Genomic DNA, 24675 nt, shown 5'->3' on the forward strand with positions numbered 1-24675 from the left:
CGAACCTGTTACCGGGTAATGCCGGCGTAGGGAGTAGGTCTCATGACCAACAAGGACGCACGCACGCCTGCCTCCACGCAGAACCCGACGGAGACGTCGGCGAACGGGGAGGCCGGGAAGTCCATCGGCTGGCACAAGGCGTACGTCGAGGGCACACGCCCCGACCTGCGGGTGCCGGTCCGTCAGGTGCACCTCACCAACGGGCAGTCGGTCACGCTGTACGACACATCGGGCCCGTACACCGATCCGCTCGTCGACACCGACGTCCGCCGGGGCCTGGCTCCGCTGCGGGAGAACTGGATCATCTCCCGCGGCGACACGGAGGAGTACGCGGGCCGCCCCGTCCGTCCCGAGGACGACGGGATCAAGCACACCTCTCCGCGCGGGGGCCTGCGCAATCTGGACGCCGTGTTCCCCGGCCGGCCGCGCCTGCCGCGCCGGGGCCGCGCGGGCCAGGCGGTCACCCAGCTCGCGTACGCGCGCCGTGGCGAGATCACGCCCGAGATGGAGTACGTGGCGATCCGGGAGAACGTCGCGCCCGAAGTGGTCCGCGAGGAGATCGCGGCGGGCCGGGCGGTACTGCCGGCCAACGTCAACCACCCGGAGATCGAGCCGATGATCATCGGCAAGCGGTTCCTGGTGAAGGTCAACGCCAACATCGGCAACTCGGCGGTGACGTCCTCCATCGAGGAGGAGGTCGAGAAGATGACCTGGGCGACCCGCTGGGGCGCCGACACGGTCATGGACCTCTCCACCGGCCGGAACATCCACACCACCCGCGAGTGGGTGCTGCGCAACTCCCCCGTCCCCATCGGCACCGTGCCGCTCTACCAGGCCCTGGAGAAGGTCGACGGCCGGGCCGAGGACCTGACCTGGGAGATCTACAAGGACACGGTCGTCGAGCAGGCCGAGCAGGGCGTGGACTACATGACGGTCCACGCGGGCGTGCGCCTGGCGTACGTACCGCTCACCGCGAACCGCAAGACGGGCATCGTCTCGCGCGGCGGCTCGATCATGGCCGCGTGGTGCCTGGCGCACCACAAGGAGTCGTTCCTTTACGAGAACTTCGAGGAACTCTGCGAGATCCTCGCCGCGTACGACGTCACGTACTCGCTCGGCGACGGCCTGCGGCCCGGGTCCATCGCGGACGCCAACGACGAGGCGCAGTTCGCGGAGTTGCGCACGCTCGGGGAACTCAACACGGTCGCGAAGCGTTTCAACGTTCAGACCATGATCGAGGGCCCGGGACATGTCCCGATGCACAAGATCAAGGAGAACATCGACCTTCAGCAGGAGATCTGCGATGAAGCCCCGTTCTATACGCTCGGCCCGCTGACGACGGACGTCGCGCCCGCGTACGACCACATCACGTCCGGCATCGGCGCCGCGATGATCGCCTGGTGGGGCACGGCCATGCTCTGTTACGTCACGCCCAAGGAGCACCTGGGCCTGCCCAACCGTGACGACGTCAAGACCGGCGTCATCACCTACAAGATCGCCGCCCACGCCGCCGACCTCGCCAAGGGCCACCCGGGTGCCCAGGAATGGGACGACGCGCTGTCCGACGCCCGCTTCGAGTTCCGGTGGGAGGACCAGTTCAACCTCGCCCTCGACCCGGACACGGCACGCGAGTTCCACGACGAGACCCTGCCGGCGGAACCCGCCAAGACGGCCCACTTCTGCTCGATGTGCGGACCGAAATTCTGTTCGATGAAGATCTCCCAGGACATCCGTCGTGAACACGGCGGAAGCCGGGACGAGATCGAGGAGGGGATGGCCCAGAAGTCGAAGGAGTTCGCGGAGGCGGGCAATCGCGTGTATCTGCCGATCGCGGACTGAGCGTTCACCGCGGACGGCGCGGGGGCGGTGCCCGTCGTGGCCACCGCTCCCGCGGGGTGGCGGGTGCGGTGGCCCCTCCCCTTCGCCGGGGCGGGTGGGCAGACTGGCCCCATGACAGCGAGTCCGATGAGCAAGGGGTCCAATCTTCCCGTCGATGCCCGCGTGGTGCGCGTTGAGCTCGCTTGGGCGGCCGGGGCCGGTGTGCCCGACATCGACGCCTCGGCGCTGCTCCTCACGGAGGCCGGGCGGGTGCGGGACGACGGGGACTTCGTCTTCTACAACCAGCCTCGTCACACGTCCGGCGCCGTGACGCATCTCGGGAAACAGCGCGGTACGCGGGACACGACCGACACCGTGGAGGTGGACCTGGGGGCCGTGGAAGGGGTGGTCGAGCGGATCGTGCTGTGCGCGTCGGCGGACGGCGGGACGTTCGGGCAGGTGCCGGGACTGGTGCTCAGGCTGCTCGACGCCGGGGCGGGGACCGAGCTGGCCCGGTTCGACATGGCGGCGGGGACGGAGACCGCGTTCATCGGCGGCGAGTTGTACCGGCGGCAGGGGAAGTGGAAGTTCCGGGCGGTGGGGCAGGGGTACGCCTCCGGGCTCGCGGGCCTGGCCACGGACTTCGGCATCACCGTAGACGACGCGCCCCCGGTCGCGTCCGCCTCCCCTGCGGCCGCCACGTCTCCGGTCCCGCCGGCCTCCCCCGCGACCACCGCGACCCCGGTTCCGCCGCCCCCGCCCGTTCCTCCCGCCGTGCCGCTCGCGCCCGCCCAGCAGCCCGCCGTGCCCCACCCCGGTGCCCCGCGGCTCACCAAGGGCGAGGAGAGGCTGCCCGTCGACATGCGCAAGCGATTGTCGCTGCGCAAGGAGCAGGTGGCGGTCAGTCTGCGCAAGCACGGGGCCGCCGAGGTCACCGCGCGCGTCATCCTCGTACTCGACGCCTCCGGGTCCATGTCCTTCCTGTACTCCAAGGGGGTCGTGGCCGACGTCGTCGAGCGGATGGCGGCGGTCGCCGCGCAGCTGGACGACGACGGTGAGATGCAGGCCTGGACGTTCGCCTCGAACCCGGCCCGGCTGCCGGATCTGCGGCTGGGGGAGCTTCCCGAGTGGCTGCGGCTGCATGTGCGGGTGGGGGAGGTGGGCCTGTTCCGGCGCGGCCGGAAGAAGGGGCTGGAGCCCAGCCAGGTCGACATGCGGGACGTGGGCATCCAGAACGAGGAGCAGAAGGTCATCGCCGAGGTGCGGGCGTTCGTCCGGGGCAATCCCGCGTCCGCTCCGACCCTCGTCCTGTTCTTCTCCGACGGTGGCGTCTACCGCAACAAGGAGATCGAGCGCGAGCTCCGTGAGGCGGTGGAGGAACCGGTCTTCTGGCAGTTCGTGGGGCTGGGCAAGTCCAACTACGGCGTGCTGGAGCGGTTCGACACGCTGCCGGGACGCCGCGTCGACAACGTCGGGTTCTTCGCCGTCGACGACATCAGCACCGTGCCGGACGCGGAGCTGTACGACCGTCTGCTCTCCGAGTTCCCACAGTGGATCACGGCCGCGGGACGGGCGGGGATCCTCTGAGCCCCGGCCCGACCACCGGACCCGTCATCGGCCCCGCCCGTCCACCCGGCTCGCGCCTCCGTTACGGAGAGCGCAAGCCGACGGACGGGCCGCCCGGCTACTCCGGCTGGTGCTCCGGTCCCCCGAAGTCCGGGCTCGAGTAGTCCGGACTGGAGTAGCTCGGCCGTGTGCCACGGGCCGCCCCCTCCTCCGGGCTGGAGAAACCCGGCCGGTCGTACCCCAGGTGCGGGATACGGCTGGTCGGCGGAGGCGGCGCCGTGTGCTGCAGCGCGGTGGACGTCGCCGGGTCGGTGAGCGCGTCCCGCAGGAACGGCAGGATCCCCCGCTCCAGCAGGGCCTCGCGCCAGGCGTCCCTGGCCAGGGTCACCTCCCCGTCGAGCTCGTCGTACGGCACGCCGAGCGCCGAGGGCTTGTTGCGCAGCGCGGTGAGCAGCAGGCCCACGGCGGCGACGAGGATGGCGACCGCCGTCACCGCGCCGAACACCCACCCCGTGGTGAGCATGGTCCGGGCGAACGCGGCGTCGGGGTCGAGCATCCGCAGGACGTAGCCGACGAGCAGGAAGATCGCGGCCGCGGTTCCGGCCAGGACGGGTGCCAGGACGGCGACGACGGCGACGGCGCCGGCCCCGGTGGTCTCGGCGACCTCTCCCATGGTGGCGGCGAGCCCCATCGCGTTCGTGCCCGGCTCGGTGGAGCCGGACTCGCGGACGGACGGGGTGGACGACTCCGGTGGCCGGCGCCGTTCCTCGCGGACCTTCACATAGTGCTGGTACTCGGTCGCCGCGGCCGTCGTGATGATCGCGGTGGCGTTGAGTGCCATCGTGCGCAGTTGTTCCGAGTTGAGCCGCTGTCCGACCGCGGCCAGTTCCGGGTGGTGTGGTGCGGAGCGCAGCGCCTCATCGAGAATCCGCTGGTATTCCTGGCGGTCCTCGCTCAGCAGGTGCTGCGGAACGCTGTTCATGTGCATCCCCCGATGCTCCGTAGGGCTTGGGGCTCGGCATGCTGACGAGCCGTCGGGCAGAAACGGAGGGGAGCCTGCTACGGATAAGCCGATGGTAGAGCGGTGACGGCGCGCGGTGACAGGGGGTTTACCGAAATTGGCACGTGCACGGGGCGGTTGCGGGCCGCACGGTCACGGCCCGCTGAACCGTCAGATGCCCAGCGGCAGTTGCTGGACCAGCAGTTTTCCGGCCATGGTGACCCCGCCGTCCATCGCGATGGCGAGTCCGTCGGCGTAGACATGAGGTCCGGTGACCACGGGGCCGCTGTCGTCCTCGCCGTCCTCGGAACCGACCTGGCCCGTCAGATAGGGGATCGGGCTGTGGCCGTGAACGATCCGGGTGCCGCCGTACGTATCCAGCAGGGAGCGCACCGCGTCGGCGCCGCCCTCGTCGCGGAAGGAGAACCGCTTGGTGAACTTGCGGAACAGGTCCCAGACCTCGTCGGCGTCGTTGCGGGTGAGTGCCTCGCGGACGGTGTCGTTGACCTCTTCGATGGAGCGGCCGTAGTCGAGGTAGGCGGTGGTGTCGGAGTGCAGCAGCAGATGGCCGTCGACCTCCTCGACGGCGTCGAGACGGGACATCCACTGCAGGTGGTGGTCCTGGAGGCGGTCCATGTCGGTCTTCTGCCCACCGTTGAGCAGCCAGGCCGCCTGGAAGGTGGCGGTGCCCGCGCCGGAGTTGACGGGGGTGTCGCCGAACCGCTTGGCGCCGAGCAGCAGCAGCTCGTGGTTGCCCATGAGGGCCTTGCAGTAGCCGCCGGCGGCGGCGGCCTCGGCGGACAGCCGCATCACGAGGTCGATGACGCCGATGCCGTCCGGGCCGCGGTCGGTGAAGTCGCCGAGGAACCACAGCCGCGCGGTGCCGGCGCACCACTGGCCCGCCGAGTCGAGCAGGCCCTGCTCCTGGAGGGCGGCCACCAGCTCGTCGAGGTAGCCGTGGACGTCACCGACCACGTACAGCGGTCCCTGGCCGGTGACGGGCTGCGGGGCGGGGACGGACGCGGGGTCGACGGTCACCTGAACAGTGTCACCCCGATTGATGACGGGGAGGTCCCGCTGGGTGGGCGTGTATCCCTCCGGGTAGGTCTCCTCGGAGGGCGGGACGACGTCGCCGGGGTGCGTGCTCTGGGCGTACGGACCGGTCTCGTGGACGTACGCGGGTACCCGGAAGTCGCGCAACGTCGCCGTCCGCTCCACCTCGGGTCCCTGACCGGCCCCCTGAGTCATCGACCCCTCCACCATCGCGCCGCTTCTGCACCGCGTCGGACTGCCTGGTCGCAGCGGCCCGCGGTGTCGTGGGCCCATCATAGGAATGCGGATCGCGCCGTGTGATGACCCAGGGGTGGTGAATCAGAGCAAGACTCCGGTTCACCGCGGCTTTCGCCCCGTTTGAGTGGGTCTTCGTCCGCCCTGGACCCGCCCCTGCCACGCGCCTTCCGCCAGTGACCGGCCACCACCGTGTTCCGTGGGCCCGCCCATTTCTCCCGGAGGGGCGACCGGAGAGCCCTTTCGTTCCACTCCTCCAGGGGGCGCCGCGAAACTGCCACTTCCCCCCTCCGGAAGCGGAAGCTCCACGCGCTCCGACCGCGATACGCCCCACCCGGGCCCCTGCACCCCGACCACCAGGGCTCCCGCAGGCGCCCGTCCACGGGGGTGGGATGTGGTGGTGCGGCGGAGGCCGCCGCTTACCCGGTTCCCACCCCGGTTCACTGTGGCGGCACGGCACGGGCCCGACTGCGGCGGCCTCGCCGCACCACCACACCCCCGACCCCACGACGCACCCCCACGCGGGCTCCCGCGTCACGAGCGCTCCGGCACGCCCTCCCCGCCTCACGACCCCTTCGGCGACCTCGGCGGACTGACCGTCGTACGGGGCGGACGCCGCTGCGAGGAGGTCCGCACGATCAGCTCGGTCGGTATGACCTGCTCCACCGGCTGGTCCGAGTCGACCCCCTCGATGGCGTCGATGAGCAGCTGGATCACCGCCGTGCCGATGCGGCGCGGTTTGAGGGAGAGCGTGGTGACGGGCGGCTCGGTGTTGGCGTAGACCGTGGACTCGCTGCAGCAGACGAGCAGCAGGTCGTCCGGGACGCGCAGGCCGTAGCGGCGGGCGGCGGCGAGCAGATCGGTGCCGTTCGGATCGAACAGGCCGTAGACGGCGTCGGGCCGGTCGGGGCGGGCGAGCAGCCGGTCGGCGGCGACGGCGCCCGCGCACGGATCGTGCGCCGGGTAGGCCTCGTAGACCGGGTCCTGGCCCACGCGCTCGCACCAGCGCAGATACGCGGTGGTCGACAGGTGGGTGTACGTGTCGGTGGTGGTGCCGGTGAGCAGGCCGATGCGGCGGGCGCCGGCGTCGGCGAGGTGGTCGAGGATGCCCGTCACGGCGGCCTCGTGGTCGTTGTCGACCCAGGCCGTGACCGGCAGCGAGCCGGCCGGGCGGCCGTCGGAGACGACCGGTAAGCCCTGGCGGACCAGCTCGCTGACGACCGGGTCCTGGTCGGAGGGGTCGATGACGACCGTGCCGTCCAGGGCGACGTTGGACCACACGTCGTGGCGGGAGGTCGCGGGCAGGATGACGAGGGCGTAGCCGCGGGCGAGCGCGGCGGAGGTGGCGGCGCGCGCCATCTCGGCGAAGTACGCGAACTCGGTGAAGGTGAAAGGTTCATCCCCGTACGTCGTCACGGTCAGGCCGATGAGTCCGGACTTCCCGGTGCGGAGCGTACGGGCGGCGGCCGAGGGGCGGTACCCCAGTCTGTCGGCCACCTCGCGGACGTGGCGCCGGGTGGCGTCCGGGAGCCTGCCCTTGCCGTTGAGGGCGTCGGAGACGGTCGTGATGGAGACTCCGGCGGCGGCGGCCACGTCCCTGATGCCCGCTCGTTCCGGCCGGCTGCTTCGGCGTGAGGTATCCGCGCGGCTCACCTGGTGCTTCCCTGCTGCTGTCATGGCGAGCCGATAGTAGGGCTCATGCGGTGGGGTAGGGCGGACGCATATGCACGCGTTGACAGGCACGTTTCTGCATGATCGTTTAGAGTCAATTGCCTTGGAAATAAAGGGCGTTGAACGTTCCCATGCCAGGAGCTGACGTGTCGGCGCATGCGAGCCTGCCGTGGGTGCGATGTTGCGAAGAGGTCTCAACTCACCTGCACGGGGGACGCGCGCCACGGCGCAAGCCACCGGCGCATAGATATATGTACAGCGCGCCCCTGGCCCGCACGCCATTCGTACACCTTCGGGTTATGTTGCCCTTGTTGCCGCTGTGACGTATGAGGCAGGCGTGAGCATCAGCCGCTCCTCTACGCAGCGGCGCCGAATCCTCTTAAGGTGAGCAGTATTGGATGTCGGCGGCGGACACGGGTGCCGCCGGTCTTCGCGAGGAGGACTGCGGTGAGCGAGACGAGCCCCAAGCTGCGCGCCGAGCTGGAGGGGATCCCCACGTACAAGCCGGGCAAGCCGGCGGCGGCCGACGGACCGGTGGCGTACAAGCTGTCCTCCAACGAGAACCCCTATCCGCCGCTGCCGGGCGTGATGGAGACCGTGACGGCCGCGGCCTCCTCCTTCAACCGGTACCCGGACATGGCCTGTACGGCGCTGATGGCCGAGCTGTCCGAGCGCTTCGGCGTCCCGGTGTCCCACGTGGCCACCGGCACCGGATCGGTCGGTGTCGCCCAGCAGCTGGTGCAGGCCACGGCGGGCCCGGGCGACGAGGTGATCTACGCCTGGCGGTCCTTCGAGGCGTACCCGATCATCACGCAGATCAGCGGTGCCACCTCGGTCAAGGTGCCGCTGACCCCGGGCGATGTGCACGACCTGGACGCGATGGCCGAGGCGATCACCGACCGGACCCGGCTCGTCTTCGTCTGCAACCCCAACAACCCGACCGGCACGGTCGTACGGCGGGCCGAGCTGGAGCGCTTCCTCGACCGGGTGCCGGGCGATGTCCTGGTGGTGCTCGACGAGGCCTACCGCGAGTTCATCCGGGACACCGAGGTGCCGGACGGCGTCGAGATCTACCGCGAGCGGCCCAACGTCTGCGTCCTGCGGACCTTCTCCAAGGCGTACGGCCTGGCGGGGCTGCGCGTCGGCTTCGCCATCGCCCACGAGCCGGTGGCGGCGGCGCTGCGCAAGACGGCGGTGCCGTTCGGGGTGAGCCAGATCGCGCAGGACGCGGCGATCGCCTCGCTGCGCGCCGAGGACGAGTTGATCGGCCGGGTCGGCTCGCTGGTCTGTGAGCGCAACCGCGTGATGGACGCGCTGCGGGACCAGGGCTGGACGGTGCCCGAGACGCAGGCCAACTTCGTCTGGCTGCGGCTGGGGGAGCGCACGGTGCCGTTCGCTCAGGCGTGCGAGCAGGCGGGTGTGGTCGTCCGGCCGTTCCCCGGGGAGGGCGTGCGGGTCACGGTCGGCGAGACCGAGGCGAACGACATCTTCCTGAAGGTGGCGGAAGGCTTCCGCAGGCAGCTCTGACCGGCGTGCACGTCCAGGCGGTCGGTGGCTTGTCCGCCGGCCGCCTTCGTGTGTGCCGGAAGTGCGCGCAGAGGGGTTGACGTCACAGGGGACCCCCCTTCCCGGTCAGGAAAGCAGTAGGTCATAATTGCTTGTGAATGTGAACGCGTTCACAAGCACATCCCGTTTTCTTCCGAGATGTCGGGGACTTCCCCCGAGGTGCCGAGGACGAACGGGATCAAGCAGGCCGCCGCGACCACGGCGAAGTAAGGAGCGACGACGTGGATCTGGCTCTGGCGCCGGAGACCCTGGCGCGATGGCAGTTCGGTATCACCACCGTCTACCACTTCCTCTTCGTTCCCCTGACGATCTCGCTCGCCGCCCTCACCGCGGGGCTGCAGACCGCCTGGGTGCGCACGGAGAAGGAGAAGTACCTCAAGGCGACGAAGTTCTGGGGCAAGCTCTTCCTGATCAACATCGCGATGGGTGTGGTCACCGGCATCGTGCAGGAGTTCCAGTTCGGCATGAACTGGTCCGACTACTCGCGGTTCGTCGGTGACGTCTTCGGTGCCCCGCTCGCCTTCGAGGCCCTGATCGCCTTCTTCTTCGAGTCCACCTTCATCGGCCTGTGGATCTTCGGCTGGGACAAGCTGCCCAAGAGGATCCACCTGGCCTGCATCTGGATGGTCTCGATCGGCACCCTGCTGTCGGCGTACTTCATCCTCGCCGCCAACTCCTGGATGCAGCACCCGGTCGGCTACCGGATCAACGAGGAGAAGGGCCGCGCCGAACTCACCGACTTCTGGCTGGTGCTCACCCAGAACACCACCCTCAACCAGGTCTTCCACAGCTTCTCGGCGGCCTTCCTGACCGGCGGCGCCTTCATGGTGGGCATCGCGGCCTTCCACCTGATGCGCAAGAAGCACATCCCCGTGATGCGGACCTCGCTCCGGCTCGGCCTGGTCACCCTGGCCGTCGGCGGTCTGTTCACCGCGATCAGCGGCGACACCCTCGGCAAGGTCATGTACGAGCAGCAGCCGATGAAGATGGCCGCCGCCGAGGCCCTGTGGGACGGCGAGGAACCGGCACCGTTCTCCGTGTTCGCCTACGGCGACGTCGACAAGGGCCACAACAAGGTCGCCCTGGAGATCCCCGGCCTGCTGTCCTTCCTCGCCCACAGCGACTTCGATTCGTACGTGCCCGGCATCAACGACACCAACGAGGCCCTCCAGGAGAAGTTCGGCCCCGGCGACTACAAGCCCATCGTCCCGGTCGCCTACTGGGGCTTCCGCTGGATGATCGGCTTCGGCATGGCCTCCTTCTCGCTCGGCCTCCTCGGCCTGTGGCTCACCCGCAAGAAGTTCCTGCTCCCGGCCGCCCACCGCACCGGCGAGGACGAGGTCCCGCACCTGGTGCTGCTGAAGCAGCCCCTCGGCTCCCGGCTCACCCGGCTGTACTGGCTCCTCGCGCTGTGGACCATGGCGTTCCCGCTGATCGCCAACGCCTGGGGCTGGATCTTCACCGAGATGGGCCGGCAGCCCTGGGTGGTCTACGGAGTGATGCGGACCGAGGACGCGGTCTCCCCCGGTGTGTCCACGGCCGAGGTCATCATCTCGATGTCCGTCTTCACCCTGCTCTACGCCGTCCTGGCCGTCATCGAGGTCAGGCTGCTCGCCAAGTACGTCAAGGCGGGCCCGCCCGAGCTCGGCGAGTCCGACCTCAACCCGCCCAAGAAGCTCGGCGGCGACCACCGTGACGCCGACCGGCCGATGGCCTTCTCGTACTAGGCAGAGGGAGCCGCACCGTCATGGAACTGCACGACGTCTGGTTCGTCCTGATCGCCGTCCTGTGGACCGGCTACTTCTTCCTGGAGGGCTTCGACTTCGGGGTCGGCATCCTCACCCGGCTGCTCGCCCGCGACCGCGCCGAGAAGCGGGTGCTGATCAACACCATCGGCCCCGTCTGGGACGGCAACGAGGTGTGGCTGCTCACGGCCGGCGGCGCGACCTTCGCCGCCTTCCCCGAGTGGTACGCCACCCTCTTCTCCGGCTTCTACCTGCCGCTGCTGCTCATCCTGGTCTGTCTGATCGTCCGCGGTGTCGCCTTCGAGTACCGGGCGAAGCGGCCGGAGGAGAACTGGCAGCGCAACTGGGAGACAGCGATCTTCTGGACCTCGCTGCTCCCGGCCTTCCTGTGGGGCGTGGCCTTCGGGAACATCGTGCACGGCGTGAAGATCGACGCCGAGTTCGAGTACGTGGGGAACGTCTGGGACCTGCTCAACCCGTACGCGCTGCTGGGCGGCCTGGTCACCCTGACGCTGTTCACCTTCCACGGCACGGTGTTCACGGCGCTGAAGACGGTCGGTGAGATCCGGGAGCGGGCGCGGAGGCTGGCCCTGCGCGTCGGTCTCGTCACCGCCGTACTGGCGTCGGCCTTCCTGCTGTGGACACAGGCCGACCGCGGCGACGGCACCAGCCTGGTCGCGCTGGTCGTGGCGGTCGCCGCGCTGGTCGCCGCCCTGCTGGCGAACCAGGCGGGACGCGAAGGATGGTCGTTCACCCTGTCCGGTGTCACCATCGTGGCGGCCGTGGCGATGCTCTTCCTGACGCTGTTCCCGAACGTCATGCCGTCCACGCTGGACGCCGACTGGAGCCTGACCGTCACCAACGCCTCCTCCAGCCCCTACACCCTGAAGATCATGACCTGGCTCGCGGTGATCGCCACGCCGGTGGTGCTGCTCTACCAGGGCTGGACGTACTGGGTGTTCCGCAAGCGGATCGGCACCCAGCACATCGCCGATCCCGTGCACTGAGGTGTGTTTCACGTGAAACCGATCGACCCGCGCCTGTTCCGGTACGCCCGCGCCACCCGTGGCTTCCTGGCGGCGGTCGTCGGCCTGGGCGCCGTCGGGGCGGTGCTGGTCATCGCCCAGGCCATGCTCATCGCCGAGATCGTGGTGGGTGCGTTCCAGGACGGGCTGTCCACCGGGGAGCTCGGCACTCCCCTGCTGCTTCTCGTCGTCGTCGCACTCGGCCGCGGTCTGGTCGGCTGGCTGACCGAGCTGGCCGCGCACCGGGCGAGCGCCGCGGTGAAGTCGGAGCTGCGGGGCCGGCTGCTGGAGCGGGCGACGGCACTGGGACCGGGATGGCTGGACGGGCAGCGCACCGGATCGCTGGTCGCCCTGGCCACCCGTGGGGTCGACGCCCTCGACGGCTATTTCTCACGCTATCTCCCCCAGTTGGGGCTCGCGGTGGTCGTCCCGGTGGCGGTGCTGGCGCGGATCGTCACCGAGGAGTGGGTCTCGGCGACGATCATCGTGGGCACCCTGCCGCTCATCCCGGTCTTCATGGTGCTGATCGGCTGGGCCACCCAGTCCCGGATGGACCGTCAGTGGCTGGTGCTGTCCCGGCTGTCGGGCCACTTCCTGGACGTCGTCGCCGGACTGCCGACGCTGAAGGTCTTCGGACGGGCCAAGGCGCAGGCGGAGTCGATCCGCCGGATCACCGCCGAGTACCGGCGGGCGACCATGCGGACGCTGCGGATCGCCTTCATCTCCTCCTTCGCGCTGGAACTGCTCGCCACGCTGTCGGTGGCGCTGGTCGCGGTGACGATCGGCATGCGGCTCGTCTACGGCGAGCTGGACCTCTACACCGGCCTGCTCATACTGATCCTGGCGCCCGAGGCCTATCTGCCGCTGCGGCAGGTCGGCGCCCAGTACCACGCGGCGGCGGAAGGGCTGGGGGCGGCCGAGGACATCTTCTCGGTACTGGAGACGCCCGTACCCGCGCCGGGGACGGCAGCGGTCCCGACCGGCGCCCTCGCCTTCGAGGACGTGACGGTCCGCCACCCCGGCCGGTCCACGGACGCGGTGACGGACGTGTCCTTCACCGTCGCCCCCGGGGAGACGGTCGCGCTCGTCGGACCGAGCGGCGCGGGCAAGTCGACCCTGCTGAACGTGCTGCTCGGGTTCGTCCGCCCCACCGGGGGCCGGGTGCGGATCGGGGGAGCCGACCTCGCCGGACTCGACCTCGCCGAGTGGCACGGTCGCGTCGCCTGGGTACCGCAACGGCCGCACCTGTACGCCGGGACGATCGCCGAGAACGTACGGCTGGCCCGGCCCGACGCTGACGACGACGCCGTACGGCGCGCCCTGCGGGACGCCGGGGCACTGGAGTTCGTGGACGCGCTGCCCGACGGCGCCGGAACCGTGCTCGGCGAGGACGGAGCGGGACTGTCGGCCGGTCAGCGGCAGCGGCTCGCGCTGGCCCGGGCGTTCCTCGCGGACCGGCCCGTCCTGCTGCTCGACGAGCCGACGGCCGCGCTGGACGGCGCCACCGAGGCCGATGTCGTGGCGGCGGTGCGGCGACTGGCCGCCGGACGGACGGTGCTGCTCGTGGTGCACCGGCCGGCGCTGCTGGCCGTCGCGGACCGGGTGGTGCGGCTCGCCGAACCGGCTTCCGCGGGCGTCCACGGGGAGCCCGTACGCCAGGCGGCCGGCCCCGCGTCGGCCGCAGAAGCCGCTCTCGCACCGGTCGGCGAACCCGCCGGGCCCGAGGCGGACACGGTCCCGGGCGGTGTCCTCGCCCGCGTCCGTGCCCTGTCCGGCGCCCGGCGGGGGAGGATCACCCTCGCGCTGCTGCTCGGCACCCTCGCCCTGGGCAGCGCCGTCGGGCTCATGGCGACCTCCGGGTGGCTCATCTCCCGGGCCTCCCAGCAGCCACCCGTGCTGTACCTGATGATGGCCGTGACGGCGACCCGCGCCTTCGGTATCGGCCGGGCCGTGTTCCGCTACGCCGAGCGGCTCGTGTCGCACGACGCCGTGCTGCGTATGCTGGCCGACACCCGGGTCGCGGTGTACCGGCGCCTCGAGCGGCTGGCGCCCGCCGGGCTGCGCGGCACCCGTCGGGGCGACCTGCTCTCCCGGCTGGTCTCCGACGTGGACGCGCTCCAGGACTACTGGCTGCGCTGGCTGCTGCCGGCCGGAGCGGCCGTCGCCGTCTCCGCCCTGTCCGTCGGCTTCACCGCATGGCTGCTGCCCGAGGCCGGGGCCGTGCTCGCGGCCGGGCTGCTCGCGGCGGGCGCCGGCGTGCCCCTGCTGACCGGTGCCGTGGCCCGGCGCGCGGAGCGCAGGCTGGCACCGGCGCGGGGCGTCCTCGCGACCCGCGTGACCGATCTGCTCACCGGCACCGCGGAGCTGACCGTCGCCGGTGCCCTGCCCGCGCGGGCCGCCGAGGCGCGCCGGGCCGACGGCACGCTCACCCGGATAGCCTCGCGCGCCGCCACCGCCACCGCGCTCGGCGACGGGCTCACCGCGATGGTCTCCGGACTGACCGTCGCGGCCGCCGCCCTCGTCGGCGTCCAGGCCGTGGCCGCCGGCCGGCTGGACGGTGTGGCCCTCGCCGTCGTCGTCCTCACCCCGATGGCCGCATTCGAGGCCGTCCTCGGGATGCCGCTCGCCGTGCAGTACCGGCAGCGGGTGCGCCGCAGCGCCGAGCGCGTGTACGAGGTCCTGGACGCCCCGGTCCCCGTACGGGAGCCGCAGGCGCCCCGGCAGGCGCCCGCGTCGCCGTTCCCGCTCGTGGTCAAGGGGCTGGCCGCCCGGCACCCCGGGCAGGACCGGGACGCGCTCGCCGGGGTGGACCTGACGCTGGAACGGGGCCGCCGGATCGCGGTGGTGGGCCCGTCCGGCTCCGGGAAGACGACCCTCGCGCAGGCGCTGCTGCGGTTCCTGGACCCGGACGCGGGCGCCTACACGCTGGCCGGGGTGGACGCGTACGCCCTGGACGGCAACGACGTACGGCGGCTGGTCGGACTGTGCGCGCAGGACGCGCACCTCTTCAACAGCTCGGTACGGGAGAACCTGCTGCTCGCCAGGAAGGACGCGACCGAGGACGAGCTGCGCGACGCTCTTCGCCGGGCCCGGCTGCTGGAGTGGGCCGACAGCCTGCCCGACGGGCTCGACACGCTCGTCGGCGAGCACGGGGCGCGGCTGTCCGGCGGGCAGCGGCAGCGACTGGCGCTCGCCCGGGCGCTGCTCGCGGACTTCCCCGTACTGGTGCTGGACGAACCCGCCGAACACCTCGACCTGCCGACCGCCGACGCGCTCACCGCCGACCTGCTGGCCGCCACCGAGGGCCGTACGACGCTGCTCATCACCCACCGGCTGGCCGGTCTGGAGGCGGTGGACGAGGTGGTCGTACTGGACGAGGGACGGGTGGTGCAGCGCGGTCCCTACGACGAACTGGTGGCCGCTGCCGGTCCGTTGCGGGCGATGGCACGCAGGGAGGAACAGGCCGGACTCCTGGCGGCGGCACGCTAGCCCGGCGGACGCCTTCGGCGTGACGGAACGTCAATCGGGGAGGAGAAGACGGCTGTTCGGCGGTATCGCTGGTCCGTACGGGGCGAGTGGTCCCCCATGTGTACGACATGAACAGGACCGTGCGCCGGGGCGGGTCCAGGATCGCAGTCATGCGCTTCACCCGCCGCCATCCGCTGCTCACCGCCGTGCTGCTGTGCGCGCTCGCCGTGCTCGCCGCCCGGCCCGCCGACGGCGACGGCTCCCACGCCCCCGGTCACGGCTCCGCGTCCGGCGTCAGCGCGGAGGTGGCGCGGCTGTACGAGGAAGCGGCGGCGGCGACGGAGCGGTACGAGGCCGGCCGGCGCGAGGCCGAGGAGCAGCGGGCCAAGGGGCAGCGGCTGGAGGAGCGGCTCGACCGGGAGCGGCGGGAGATGGCCGTGCTGCACGAGGACCTGGGCCGGATCGCGAGCTCTCAGTACCGGGACGGCGGCGGGCTGCCGCTCACCGCGCACATGCTGCTCGCCGACGACCCCGAAGAGCTGATGCGCGGTCAGCGGGTGGTGCGGCAGGCGGAGATGTCGCTCGACAAGGCGATCGGCAGGAGCGAACGGGCCGAGGCTCGGCTCGCCCGCGACGAGGCGAGGGCCGCGGCGGCGTGGAAGAAGCTGGAGGAGCGGAACACGGAACTCGCCGCCCTGCGGCAGGGCATCGAGCGGAAGCTCGAAGCGGCGCGGTGGAAGCTCCAGGGCCAGGCGGACGCCTCCGTCGCGGCCGGCGCCTGCCGCGGCGCGGTCCGCCTCGACCAACCCCGGACGCGGTTCACCACCAGTTGGGTGGCGCCGGTGGAGACGTACGAACTGTCCGCCTCCTACGGCAGCGGCGGCGCCCGGTGGGCGAACCGGCACACCGGGCAGGACTTCGCGGTGCCGATCGGCACGCCGGTGCGGGCCGTGGGCGCCGGGAAGGTGGTGAAGGTGTCCTGCGGGGGTGCCTTCGGCATCGAGATCGTGGTCCGGCACGCGGGCGGCTACTACACGCAGTACGCCCATCTCGCGGCCGTCGCCGTCGACCAGGGGGAGCGGGTCACGCCCGGGCAGTGGATCGGCCAGTCCGGCACCAGCGGCAACTCCACGGGCCCGCATCTGCACTTCGAGGTGCGGGTCACACCGGAGACGGGGTCGGCGGTGGACCCCGTGCCGTGGCTGGCGCGGCACGGGGTGTCGCTCTGAGCTACGGGTGCTCGTCCAGCAGGCGCTCGATCACCACGGCCACCCCGTCGTCGTTGTTGGCGACCGTGCGGCCCGAGGCGGCGGCGACCACGTCCGGGTGGGCGTTGCCCATCGCGTAGGAACGGCCGGCCCAGGTCAGCATCTCGACGTCGTTCGGCATGTCACCGAAGGCGACGACCTCCTCGTGCGAGATGCCGCGCTCGGCGCAGCACAGGGCGAGCGTGCTGGCCTTGGACACCTCGGGGCCGCTGATCTCCAGCAGGGCGCTGGGGCTGGAGCGGGTGACGTTGGCACGGTCGCCGACGGCGAGCCGGGCCAGGGTCAGGAAGGCGTCGGGGTCGAGCTCGGGATGGTGGGCGAGGATTTTGAGCACCGGCTCGGCGGCGGTGTGGGAGTCCGGGGCCAGCAGCTCCTCGGCGGGAGCGAGCGTGTCCGGGACCTCCATGTGCAGCTTCGGGTACGCCGGCTCCTGGTTGAAGCCGAAGGTCTGCTCCACGGCGTACACCGTGCCCGGCGCCGCCTCGCGCAGCAGCCGTACGGCGTCCAGCGCGTTCTTCCGGGGCAGCTCGCGCACCTTCACGAAGCGGTGCGCGCCGGGGCCGCCGTGCAGGTCGACGACGGCCGCGCCGTTGCCGCAGATGGCGAGGCCGTGGCCGTGGACGTGGTCGCTGACGACGTCCATCCAGCGGGCCGGGCGGCCGGTGACGAAGAAGACCTCGATGCCCGCCTCCTCGGCGGCGGCGAGCGCGGCGACGGTGCGCGGCGACACCGACTTGTCGTCGCGCAGCAGGGTGCCGTCGAGGTCGGTGGCGATGAGCCGCGGTCGGGTGGGGGCTGCCTGGGTCTCGGGCTGTCGGGTCGCTGAGGTCACCCGGCCATTGTCCCGCATATGCCCGCACGACCGTGCGGGACTCCGCACATCTGAGTGGTTACCGCCGTCACCAGCGGTCTTTCCCGTGCCCCGGGACAGCAGAGGTCACCGGAGCTGCGCCGGCGCCTCCATGGCGATCCGTTCGAAGACCTTCTGATCCGCGGCGAAGTCCGAGTCGGGGATGGGCCAGTGGATCACGATCTCGGTGAATCCCAGCTCGGCGTGGCGGCCCGCGAAGTCGACGAAGGCGTCCAGGGACTCCAGCGGACGGCCCCGGTCCGGGGTGAATCCGGTGAGCAGGATCTTGTCCAGTCCGGTCACGTCCCGGCCGAGCTCGGCGCAGGCGTCGGCCAGCTTCTCCGCCTGGCCGCGAATGGCCTGAACCGACTGTTCGGGCGTGCCGTTCTCGTACAGCCGGGGATCGCCCGTGGTCACCCAGGCCTGCCCGTGACGCGCCGCGAGCCGCAGCCCGCGCGGTCCGGTGGCCGCCACGGCGAACGGCAGCCGGGGCCGCTGCACACAGCCCGGGATGTTGCGCGCCTCGTGCGCCGCGTAGAAGTCGCCCTCGTACGACACCGACTCCTCGGTGAGCAGCCGGTCGAGCAGGGGCACGAACTCGGCGAAGCGGTCGGCGCGCTCGCGAGGTGTCCAGGGCTCCTGGCCGAGCGCCGTGGCGTCGAAGCCGGTGCCGCCCGCACCGATCCCGAGCGTGACGCGCCCGCCGGAGATGTCGTCGAGGGAGATGAGCTCCTTGGCGAGGGTCACCGGGTGCCGGAAGTTCGGCGAGGTCACCAGCGTGCCCAGCCGCATCCGGTTGGTCACGGCCGCGGCGGCGGTCAGGGTGGGAACGGCACCGAACCAGGGGCCGTCCCGGAAGGTGCGCCAGGACAGGTGGTCGTAGGTGTACCCCGTGTGGAAGCCGAGCTCCTCGGCACGCACCCACGCCGAACGGCTGCCCTCGTGCCAGCGGCGGTACGGAAGGATCACGGTGCTCAGGCGCAGAGTCATATCACCGAGCCTATGCGGCGAGCCGTGTTTCACGTGAAACGATCACGCCGCCCGTGTTCCGCCTCAGTGGCTCGCGGGAAACCGCAGATACCGGCTCGGTACGGCCCGGGTCAGCCACACGCCGTTGGCGCTCATGTGGAAGACATGGCCGTCGCGGTGCATGGCGGCCGCGTCCACGGACAGGACGACCGGGCGGCCCCGGCGGGCGCCGACGCGGGTCGCCGTCTCGCGGTCGGCGGAGAGGTGCACGTCGTGCCGGTTCATGGGCCGCAGCCCCTCGGCGCGGATCGCCTCCAGGTTCCGGGCGACGGTGCCGTGGTACAGGTACGGCGGTGGGACGGCCGGTGCCAGTCCGAGGTCGACCTCGACGCTGTGGCCCTGGCTGGCGCGGATCCGGGTGCCCTCGACGGCGAAGCGCCGCTTGTCGTTGGCGGCGACGACGTGGTCCAGCTCCTCCCGGGTGAACCGGAAGCCGTGCGCGGACGCCGCGGTGATCAGCGCCTCGATCTCGACCCAGCCGCCCTCGTCGAGGGCGAGCCCGATCCTCCCGGGCTGATGGCGTAGATGCTTGGAGAGGTACTTCGACACCTTCACGGTGCGTCTTTCATCCATCCGTTCAGATTGCCGGGAGAGACGCGCATCACGCGATCGATTTAGCTCCGGAGGTTTGATCCACAGCCAAGTGCGGTTATCCACAGGGGAATTGACGCCCGCTGTGGACAACCGGCCTCACATCGGCGGCTTCACCCGCGCGATTCTCCGCAGTGCCCCCGGCATCCACCGCGACAGCGCGTACGCGGTCCGCGCCTCCGGGGTGACCGGCACCACCGCCTCGTCACGCGCCACCGCCCGCAGGATCGCGGCGGCGACCTTCTCCGGCGGATAGTTCCGCAGCCCGTACAGGCGTGCCGCCCGCTTCCGCAGCCGCCGCTCCTCCTCGGCGTCCACACCCGCGAAGCGCGCGGTGGAGGTGATGGAGGTGTTCACGAACCCGGGGCACACCACCGTCACGCCGATGTCCCGGCCCGCCAGCTCCGCCCGCAGGCACTCGCTCAGCATCAGCACCGCCGCCTTGGACGTGCTGTAGGCGGGCAGCGCCCTGGACGGCTGGAACGCCGCCGCCGAGGCGACGTTGACGATGTGGCCGCCCTGCCCGCGCTCGGCCATCCGCCGCCCGAAGAGCCGGCAGCCGTGGATCACCCCCCACAGATTGATGTCGAGGACCTTCTTCCAGTCCTCCGGGGTGGTGTCGAAGAAGGAGCCGCCCAACCCGATGCCGGCGTTGTTCACCAGGACGTCCACCACGCCGTACTCGGTGGTGACCCGCTCGGCGAGCTTCTCCATGGCCTGTTCGTCGGACACGTCCGCCGTCTCCGCCCAGGCCGCCGCCGCGCCGCGACCGCGGGCCTCCCCGGCGGTACGGGCCGCGGCCTCCGCGTCCCGGTCGACCGCCAGCACGCGCGCGCCCGCCTCCGCGAACGCGAGCGCGGTCGCCCGCCCGATGCCGTTGCCCGCCCCCGTGACCAGGACCAGCTGCCCGCCGAAGCGGTCGGCGTACCGGCCCGGAGCCGTCACCTCCGGCCGGCCGTCCTCCACGGACGCCACGAACTCGCCGATCCACGTCGCCAGCAGGTCGGGGCGGGTGCGCGGGATCCAGTGCCGGGCCGGCAGCGTCCGCCGGGTCAGCCGCGGCGCCCACAGCTCCAGGTCCTCGTAGAGCCGCTCCGAGAGGAACGCGTCCCCCAGCGGCGTGATGAGCTGCACGGGCGCGTGCGCGTGGGCGTCGGCGCGCGGGCTGCGCAGCCGGGGCCGCACGTTGTCCCGGTAGAGCCAGGCTCCGTGGGCCGCGTCCGACGGCAGGGACGGGGTCGGGTAGCCGCCGCCACCGGGCACCTTCTCGACGCGCTCCAGGATCCGCGGCCAGTGCCTGCCGAGCGGGCCGCGCCAGGCGAGTTCGGGCAGCACGGGCGTGTGCAGCAGGTACACGTACCAGGACTTGGCGCCCTGGCCCAGCAGCTGGCCGACCCGGCGCGGGGTGGGCCGCTTCAGACGGCGGTTGATCCAGTGCCCGAAGTGGTCGAGCGACGGCCCCGACATCGACGTGAAGGAGGCGATCCGACCCGCGGTGCGCCCGACCGTGACGAACTCCCAGGACTGCACCGAACCCCAGTCGTGCCCCACCAGATGCACCGGCCGGTCAGAGCTGACCGCGTCGGCGACGGCCAGGAAGTCGTCGGTCAGCTTCTCCAGGGTGAACCCGCCGCGCAGCGGACGCGGCGCCGTGGACCGGCCGTGGCCCCGGACGTCGTACGCCACGACGTGGAAACGCTCGGCGAGCCGGGGCGCGACCTCCGACCACACCTCCTTGCTGTCCGGGTAGCCGTGCACCAGGACGACCGTCGGCCGCCCGCGCTCACCCAGCTCGGCCACGCACAGCTCGACCCCGCCCGCACGCACCCGGCGCTCCCGCGCACCTCTCAGTCCCGTCACACCGGCGAATGTGGCAGTTGTCGCAAGGACCGTCAACGGTGCCCCGGAGCCTGTGCATAACTCTCAGGCAGGGCTCCCCTACGGGTCCGTACGACTCCAGATGGAGCCCAAGACGGCTCTCCGGTCTGACGACCGGAGTGGTGCGGGTCACTAGTGTCATGGACGTGACTGTGATCGCGACCGAAAGCCTGAGCAAGCGGTTCCCCAGGGTGACCGCTCTTGACCGGCTCTCCGTGGACGTCGGGCCCGGTGTGACCGGACTCGTCGGAGCCAATGGAGCCGGCAAGTCCACACTGATCAAGATCCTGCTGGGTCTGTCCCCCGCCACCGAGGGCCGCGCCGAAGTGCTCGGACTCGATGTCGCCACCGAGGGCGCCGCCATCCGCGAACGGGTCGGCTACATGCCGGAGCACGACTGTCTGCCGCCGGACGTCTCGGCCACCGAGTTCGTCGTCCACATGGCGCGCATGTCCGGACTGCCGCCCACCGCCGCGCGGGAGCGCACCGCGGACACCCTGCGCCACGTCGGCCTCTACGAGGAGCGCTACCGTCCCATCGGCGGCTACTCCACCGGCATGAAGCAGCGGGTGAAGCTCGCGCAGGCCCTCGTGCACGACCCCCAGCTGGTCTTCCTGGACGAGCCCACCAACGGCCTCGACCCGGTCGGCCGCGACGAGATGCTCGGCCTGATCCGCCGCATCCACACCGACTTCGGCATCTCGGTCCTGGTCACCTCGCACCTGCTGGGCGAACTGGAGCGCACCTGCGACCACGTCGTGGTCGTCGACGGCGGCAAGCTGCTGCGCTCCAGCTCCACCACGGACTTCACCCAGAACACCACGACCCTCGCGATCGAGGTCACCGACACCGACGAGCACCCGGACGGCACCCGCGCGGTGCGCGACGCGCTCCACGCGCGCGGGGTGACCGTCGAGGACGGCAGCGGACTGCCGGGCGCCGGACACATCCTGCTGCTCACCGCGCAGGGCGAGGACACCTACGACCTGGTCCGGGACGTCATCGCGGACCTCGGCCTCGGCCTGGTGCGCATGGAACAGCGCCGGCACCACATCTCCGAGGTCTTCAAGGACGACACGGACAGCGGCGCGCAGCGGAAGGAGGCGGTCGGCCATGGCAACTGAGCAGTCCACGCAGACACCAGCCACCGCATCGGGTGACACCCGTATCCACAACATCGGCTACCGCTCCTACGACGGCCCCCGCCTCGGCCGCTCCTACGCCAGGCTCTCGCTGTACTCGCAGTCCCTGCGCGGCGCCTACGGCCTCGGCCGCTCGGTGAAGTCCAAGGTCCTGCCGATGCTGCTGTTCGTGGTGATGTGCGTGCCCGCCGCCATCATGGTGGCCGTCGCCGTCGCCACCAAGGCCAACGACCTGCCCGTCGACTACACGCGCTACGCGATCATCATGCAGGCCGTCATCAGCCTGTACGTCGCCTCGCAGGCACCCCAGTCCGTCTCGCGCGACCTGCGCTTCAAGACCGTACCGCTGTACTTCTCGCGGCCCATCGAGACCGCCGACTACGTACGCGCCAAGTTCGCCGCGCTGGCGTCGGCCCTCTTCATCCTCACCGCCGCTCCCCTGCTGGTGCTGTACATCGGCGCGCTGCTGGCCAAGCTCGACTTCACCGACCAGACCAAGGGATTCGCGCAGGGACTCGTCTCCGTGGCACTGCTCTCACTGCTCTTCGCCGGCATCGGTCTGGTCATCGCGTCGGTCACCCCGCGCCGCGGCTTCGGCATCGCGGCCGTCATCGCCGTACTGACCATCTCCTACGGCGCGGTCTCCACGCTCCAGGCGATCGCGGAGGTCCAGAGCAGCGGCGACACCGCCATCGCCTGGATCGGCCTGTTCTCGCCGATCACCCTCATCGACGGCGTGCAGTCCGCCTTCCTGGGCGCGACCTCCGCCTTCCCCGGCGGGGTGGGTCCGAGCAACGCCGAGGGCGTCGTCTACGTCCTGTTCACCCTCGGCCTGATCGCAGCCTGCTACGGCCTCCTGATGCGCCGCTACAAGAAGGTGGGCCTGTGACCACGCTCAGCATCGACCACGTCTCCCGCTGGTTCGGCAACGTGGTCGCCGTCAACGACATCACCATGACCATCGGCCCCGGCGTCACCGGCCTGCTCGGCCCCAACGGCGCCGGGAAGTCCACCCTCATCAACATGATGGGCGGCTTCCTCGCCCCCTCCACCGGCACCGTCACCCTCGACGGACAGCAGGTGTGGCGCAACGAGGCCATCTACAAGCACATCGGCATCGTCCCCGAACGCGAGGCGATGTACGACTTCCTCACCGGCCGCGAATTCGTCCTCGCCAACGCCGAACTCCACGGCCTGGGCGCCAAGGCCGCCCAGCAGGCGCTCGCCACGGTCGAGATGGAGTACGCGCAGGACCGCAAGATCGCCACCTACTCCAAGGGCATGCGGCAGCGTGTGAAGATGGCGTCCGCGCTGGTCCACCAGCCGTCGCTGCTCCTCCTCGACGAGCCCTTCAACGGCATGGACCCGCGCCAGCGCATGCAGCTCATGGACCTGCTGCGGCGGATGGGCGACGAGGGCCGCACCGTGCTGTTCTCCTCCCACATCCTCGAAGAGGTCGAACAGCTCGCCTGGCACATCGAGGTCGTCGTCGCCGGCCGGCACGCGGCCAGCGGTGACTTCCGCAGGATCCGCCGCCTGATGACGGACCGCCCGCACCGCTACCTGGTGCGCTCCAGCGACGACCGCGCCCTCGCGGCCGCGCTGATCGCCGACCCGTCGACGTCCGGCATCGAGGTCGACGTGGCGGAGGGCGCCCTGCGCGTCCAGGCCGTCGACTTCGGCCGCTTCACCGCCCTGTTGCCGAAGGTCGCGCGCGAGCACGGCATCCGGCTGCTCACGGTCTCGCCGTCCGACGAGTCCCTCGAGTCCGTCTTCTCGTACCTGGTCGCGGCGTAGGAGGCCCCTGATGTACGACCCCACAGTCGCCCGGCTCACCTACCGGGCCCTGCTCGGCCGTCGCCGGGCCCTCATCCTGGGCGCCCTGCCCCTGCTGCTGATCGCGATCTCCCTGGCGGTGCGCGCCCTCGCCGGCGCCGACGACCAGACCGCGGCCGACGTCCTCGGCGGGCTCGCGCTCGCCACCATGGTGCCGATCATCGGTGTCATCGCCGGAACCGGAGCCATCGGTCCCGAGATCGACGACGGCTCGGTGGTGTACCTGCTGTCCAAGCCGATCAAGCGACCGACCATCATCTACACCAAGCTGATCGTCGCGATCGCCGTCACCATGGTGTTCTCGGCGGTGCCGACCCTGATCGCGGGCTTCATTCTCAACGGCAACGGCCAGCAGGTCGCCGTCGCCTACACCGTGGCCGCACTGGTCGCCTCCATCGCGTACGCGGCGCTCTTCCTGCTGCTCGGCACGGTCTCGCGGCACGCGGTGGTGTTCGGGCTGGTCTACGCGCTGGTCTGGGAGGCGCTGTTCGGCTCCCTGGTGCCCGGCGCGCGCACGCTGAGCGTCCAGCAGTGGTCGCTGGCGGTGGCGCAGAAGGTCTCCGGGGGCGACCTGGTCACCTCGGACGTGGGTCTGACGACCGCGACGGTGCTGCTGGCCGCGGTCACCGTGCTGGCCACCTGGTACGCCGGGCAGAAGCTGCGGTCGCTGACGCTCGCCGGCGAGGAGTGAGGACCCCTCGCCGGTTTATTCGGTGGCGTCCGACTTGCCCGGCGGGCAGAGTGGTTGTGTCCGCATCGCCGGGAAAGTCCGGCGTCATCCGCTGGGAGAGGAGCGGGACGGTGCCCATGCACGGCACGTCCCACTTCTGTCAGGGCAGCCCGTGGCGGACTCCGGAGTCGTCCCTACCGCTCCGCCGAGTCCGCCCGTACGGGGAGCTGCCCGGGGCGGCCGCTTCGAGCACGCGCATCTCTGG

18 protein-coding genes are annotated in these 24675 nt (G+C 71.1%); 11 read left to right on the forward strand and 7 right to left on the reverse strand.

The features are described 5' to 3' along the window. The first annotated feature begins 42 nt into the window (after window positions 1–42). Window positions 43–1839 (forward strand): phosphomethylpyrimidine synthase ThiC, encoded by a 1797-nt coding sequence (thiC, locus tag AMK33_RS15385; protein ID WP_073933359.1) that lies wholly within the window; start codon window positions 43–45, stop codon window positions 1837–1839. 111 nt (window positions 1840–1950) lie between these two features. Further along, on the forward strand, window positions 1951–3405 hold the full coding sequence (locus AMK33_RS15390; protein ID WP_073933360.1) for a VWA domain-containing protein: 1455 nt from the start codon (window positions 1951–1953) through the stop codon (window positions 3403–3405). A 97-nt stretch (window positions 3406–3502) separates the two neighbouring features. Here the strand turns inward: AMK33_RS15390 and AMK33_RS15395 are convergent, their stop codons facing one another. The 3 genes from AMK33_RS15395 to AMK33_RS15405 form a co-directional block, all read right to left on the reverse strand. Next, window positions 3503–4372 (reverse strand): hypothetical protein, encoded by an 870-nt coding sequence (locus AMK33_RS15395; protein ID WP_073933361.1) that lies wholly within the window; start codon window positions 4370–4372, stop codon window positions 3503–3505. 183 nt (window positions 4373–4555) lie between these two features. After that, window positions 4556–5647: a metallophosphoesterase family protein gene (locus AMK33_RS15400; protein WP_107425109.1), complete on the reverse strand. Its 1092-nt coding sequence runs from the start codon at window positions 5645–5647 to the stop codon at window positions 4556–4558. Window positions 5648–6235: 588 nt separating this feature from the next. Next, window positions 6236–7348, reverse strand: a complete 1113-nt coding sequence (locus AMK33_RS15405; RefSeq protein WP_073933363.1) for a LacI family DNA-binding transcriptional regulator — start codon at window positions 7346–7348, stop codon at window positions 6236–6238. Between the two features lie 441 nt (window positions 7349–7789). On the opposite strand from AMK33_RS15405, the gene hisC reads away from it, so the two are divergent. The 5 genes from hisC (at window position 7790) to AMK33_RS15430 (ending at window position 16375) form a co-directional block, all read left to right on the forward strand. Beyond that, window positions 7790–8869, forward strand: a complete 1080-nt coding sequence (gene hisC / locus AMK33_RS15410; RefSeq protein ID WP_073933364.1) for a histidinol-phosphate transaminase — start codon at window positions 7790–7792, stop codon at window positions 8867–8869. 260 nt (window positions 8870–9129) lie between these two features. Then, window positions 9130–10635 carry a cytochrome ubiquinol oxidase subunit I gene (locus tag AMK33_RS15415; protein WP_073933365.1) on the forward strand — a complete coding sequence of 502 codons (1506 nt, stop codon included), beginning with the start codon at window positions 9130–9132 and terminating at the stop codon, window positions 10633–10635. Window positions 10636–10655: 20 nt separating this feature from the next. Further along, the gene (gene cydB / locus AMK33_RS15420) at window positions 10656–11660 is read left to right on the forward strand and encodes a cytochrome d ubiquinol oxidase subunit II (protein ID WP_073933366.1); all 1005 of its coding nucleotides are present in this window, start codon (window positions 10656–10658) and stop codon (window positions 11658–11660) included. A gap of 12 nt (window positions 11661–11672) precedes the next feature. After that, window positions 11673–15167: a thiol reductant ABC exporter subunit CydD gene (gene cydD, locus AMK33_RS15425; RefSeq protein WP_073933367.1), complete on the forward strand. Its 3495-nt coding sequence runs from the start codon at window positions 11673–11675 to the stop codon at window positions 15165–15167. Window positions 15168–15316: 149 nt separating this feature from the next. Then, the gene (locus AMK33_RS15430) at window positions 15317–16375 is read left to right on the forward strand and encodes a M23 family metallopeptidase (RefSeq protein ID WP_073933368.1); all 1059 of its coding nucleotides are present in this window, start codon (window positions 15317–15319) and stop codon (window positions 16373–16375) included. Between the two features lies 1 nt (window position 16376). Here the strand turns inward: AMK33_RS15430 and AMK33_RS15435 are convergent, their stop codons facing one another. The 4 genes from AMK33_RS15435 to AMK33_RS15450 all read right to left on the reverse strand — a co-directional run bounded on the left by AMK33_RS15435 (window position 16377) and on the right by AMK33_RS15450 (window position 20744). Then, the gene (locus AMK33_RS15435) at window positions 16377–17264 is read right to left on the reverse strand and encodes an HAD-IIB family hydrolase (RefSeq protein ID WP_073933369.1); all 888 of its coding nucleotides are present in this window, start codon (window positions 17262–17264) and stop codon (window positions 16377–16379) included. 87 nt (window positions 17265–17351) lie between these two features. Continuing rightward, window positions 17352–18254: an LLM class flavin-dependent oxidoreductase gene (locus tag AMK33_RS15440; protein ID WP_073933370.1), complete on the reverse strand. Its 903-nt coding sequence runs from the start codon at window positions 18252–18254 to the stop codon at window positions 17352–17354. 63 nt (window positions 18255–18317) lie between these two features. After that, window positions 18318–18866, reverse strand: coding sequence for an RNA 2'-phosphotransferase (locus tag AMK33_RS15445; protein WP_073933371.1), 549 nt, complete (start codon window positions 18864–18866; stop codon window positions 18318–18320). 117 nt (window positions 18867–18983) lie between these two features. After that, the gene (locus AMK33_RS15450) at window positions 18984–20744 is read right to left on the reverse strand and encodes an SDR family oxidoreductase (RefSeq protein WP_073933372.1); all 1761 of its coding nucleotides are present in this window, start codon (window positions 20742–20744) and stop codon (window positions 18984–18986) included. A gap of 158 nt (window positions 20745–20902) precedes the next feature. Here AMK33_RS15450 and AMK33_RS15455 point away from each other — a divergent pair, with 158 nt between their 5' ends. From AMK33_RS15455 to AMK33_RS15470, 4 genes are read left to right on the forward strand one after another with little or no spacing between them, the layout of a single operon-like run. Then, window positions 20903–21886: an ABC transporter ATP-binding protein gene (locus AMK33_RS15455; protein WP_073933373.1), complete on the forward strand. Its 984-nt coding sequence runs from the start codon at window positions 20903–20905 to the stop codon at window positions 21884–21886. Further along, the gene (locus tag AMK33_RS15460) at window positions 21876–22793 is read left to right on the forward strand and encodes a hypothetical protein (protein ID WP_073933374.1); all 918 of its coding nucleotides are present in this window, start codon (window positions 21876–21878) and stop codon (window positions 22791–22793) included. The genes AMK33_RS15455 and AMK33_RS15460 overlap by 11 nt, the downstream gene beginning before the upstream one ends. Further along, window positions 22790–23701: an ABC transporter ATP-binding protein gene (locus AMK33_RS15465; RefSeq protein WP_073933375.1), complete on the forward strand. Its 912-nt coding sequence runs from the start codon at window positions 22790–22792 to the stop codon at window positions 23699–23701. Before AMK33_RS15460 ends, AMK33_RS15465 begins: the two co-directional genes overlap by 4 nt. Before the next feature lie 10 nt (window positions 23702–23711). After that, entirely contained in the window at window positions 23712–24431 is a 720-nt protein-coding gene (locus tag AMK33_RS15470) for an ABC transporter permease subunit (RefSeq protein WP_073933376.1), read from the forward strand. Window positions 24432–24675 lie beyond the last annotated feature (244 nt).

It is taken from the genome of Streptomyces sp. CB02400, from assembly GCF_001905725.1.
GTDB classification, from domain to species: Bacteria; Actinomycetota; Actinomycetes; order Streptomycetales; family Streptomycetaceae; genus Streptomyces; species Streptomyces atrovirens.

Bases quoted from the DNA above. Each gene is read 5' to 3' on its own strand.
- thiC (WP_073933359.1), top strand. From the start codon at position 43: ATGACCAACAAGGACGCACGCACGCCTGCCTCCACGCAGAACCCGACG.
- AMK33_RS15390 (WP_073933360.1), top strand. From the start codon at position 1,951: ATGACAGCGAGTCCGATGAGCAAGGGGTCCAATCTTCCCGTCGATGCC.
- AMK33_RS15395 (WP_073933361.1), bottom strand. From the start codon at position 4,372: ATGCACATGAACAGCGTTCCGCAGCACCTGCTGAGCGAGGACCGCCAG.
- AMK33_RS15400 (WP_107425109.1), bottom strand. From the start codon at position 5,647: ATGGTGGAGGGGTCGATGACTCAGGGGGCCGGTCAGGGACCCGAGGTG.
- AMK33_RS15405 (WP_073933363.1), bottom strand. From the start codon at position 7,348: ATGACAGCAGCAGGGAAGCACCAGGTGAGCCGCGCGGATACCTCACGC.
- cydB (WP_073933366.1), top strand. From the start codon at position 10,656: ATGGAACTGCACGACGTCTGGTTCGTCCTGATCGCCGTCCTGTGGACC.
- AMK33_RS15430 (WP_073933368.1), top strand. From the start codon at position 15,317: ATGCGCTTCACCCGCCGCCATCCGCTGCTCACCGCCGTGCTGCTGTGC.
- AMK33_RS15435 (WP_073933369.1), bottom strand. From the start codon at position 17,264: ATGCGGGACAATGGCCGGGTGACCTCAGCGACCCGACAGCCCGAGACC.
- AMK33_RS15440 (WP_073933370.1), bottom strand. From the start codon at position 18,254: ATGACTCTGCGCCTGAGCACCGTGATCCTTCCGTACCGCCGCTGGCAC.
- AMK33_RS15445 (WP_073933371.1), bottom strand. From the start codon at position 18,866: ATGGATGAAAGACGCACCGTGAAGGTGTCGAAGTACCTCTCCAAGCAT.
- AMK33_RS15455 (WP_073933373.1), top strand. From the start codon at position 20,903: ATGGACGTGACTGTGATCGCGACCGAAAGCCTGAGCAAGCGGTTCCCC.
- AMK33_RS15460 (WP_073933374.1), top strand. From the start codon at position 21,876: ATGGCAACTGAGCAGTCCACGCAGACACCAGCCACCGCATCGGGTGAC.
- AMK33_RS15470 (WP_073933376.1), top strand. From the start codon at position 23,712: ATGTACGACCCCACAGTCGCCCGGCTCACCTACCGGGCCCTGCTCGGC.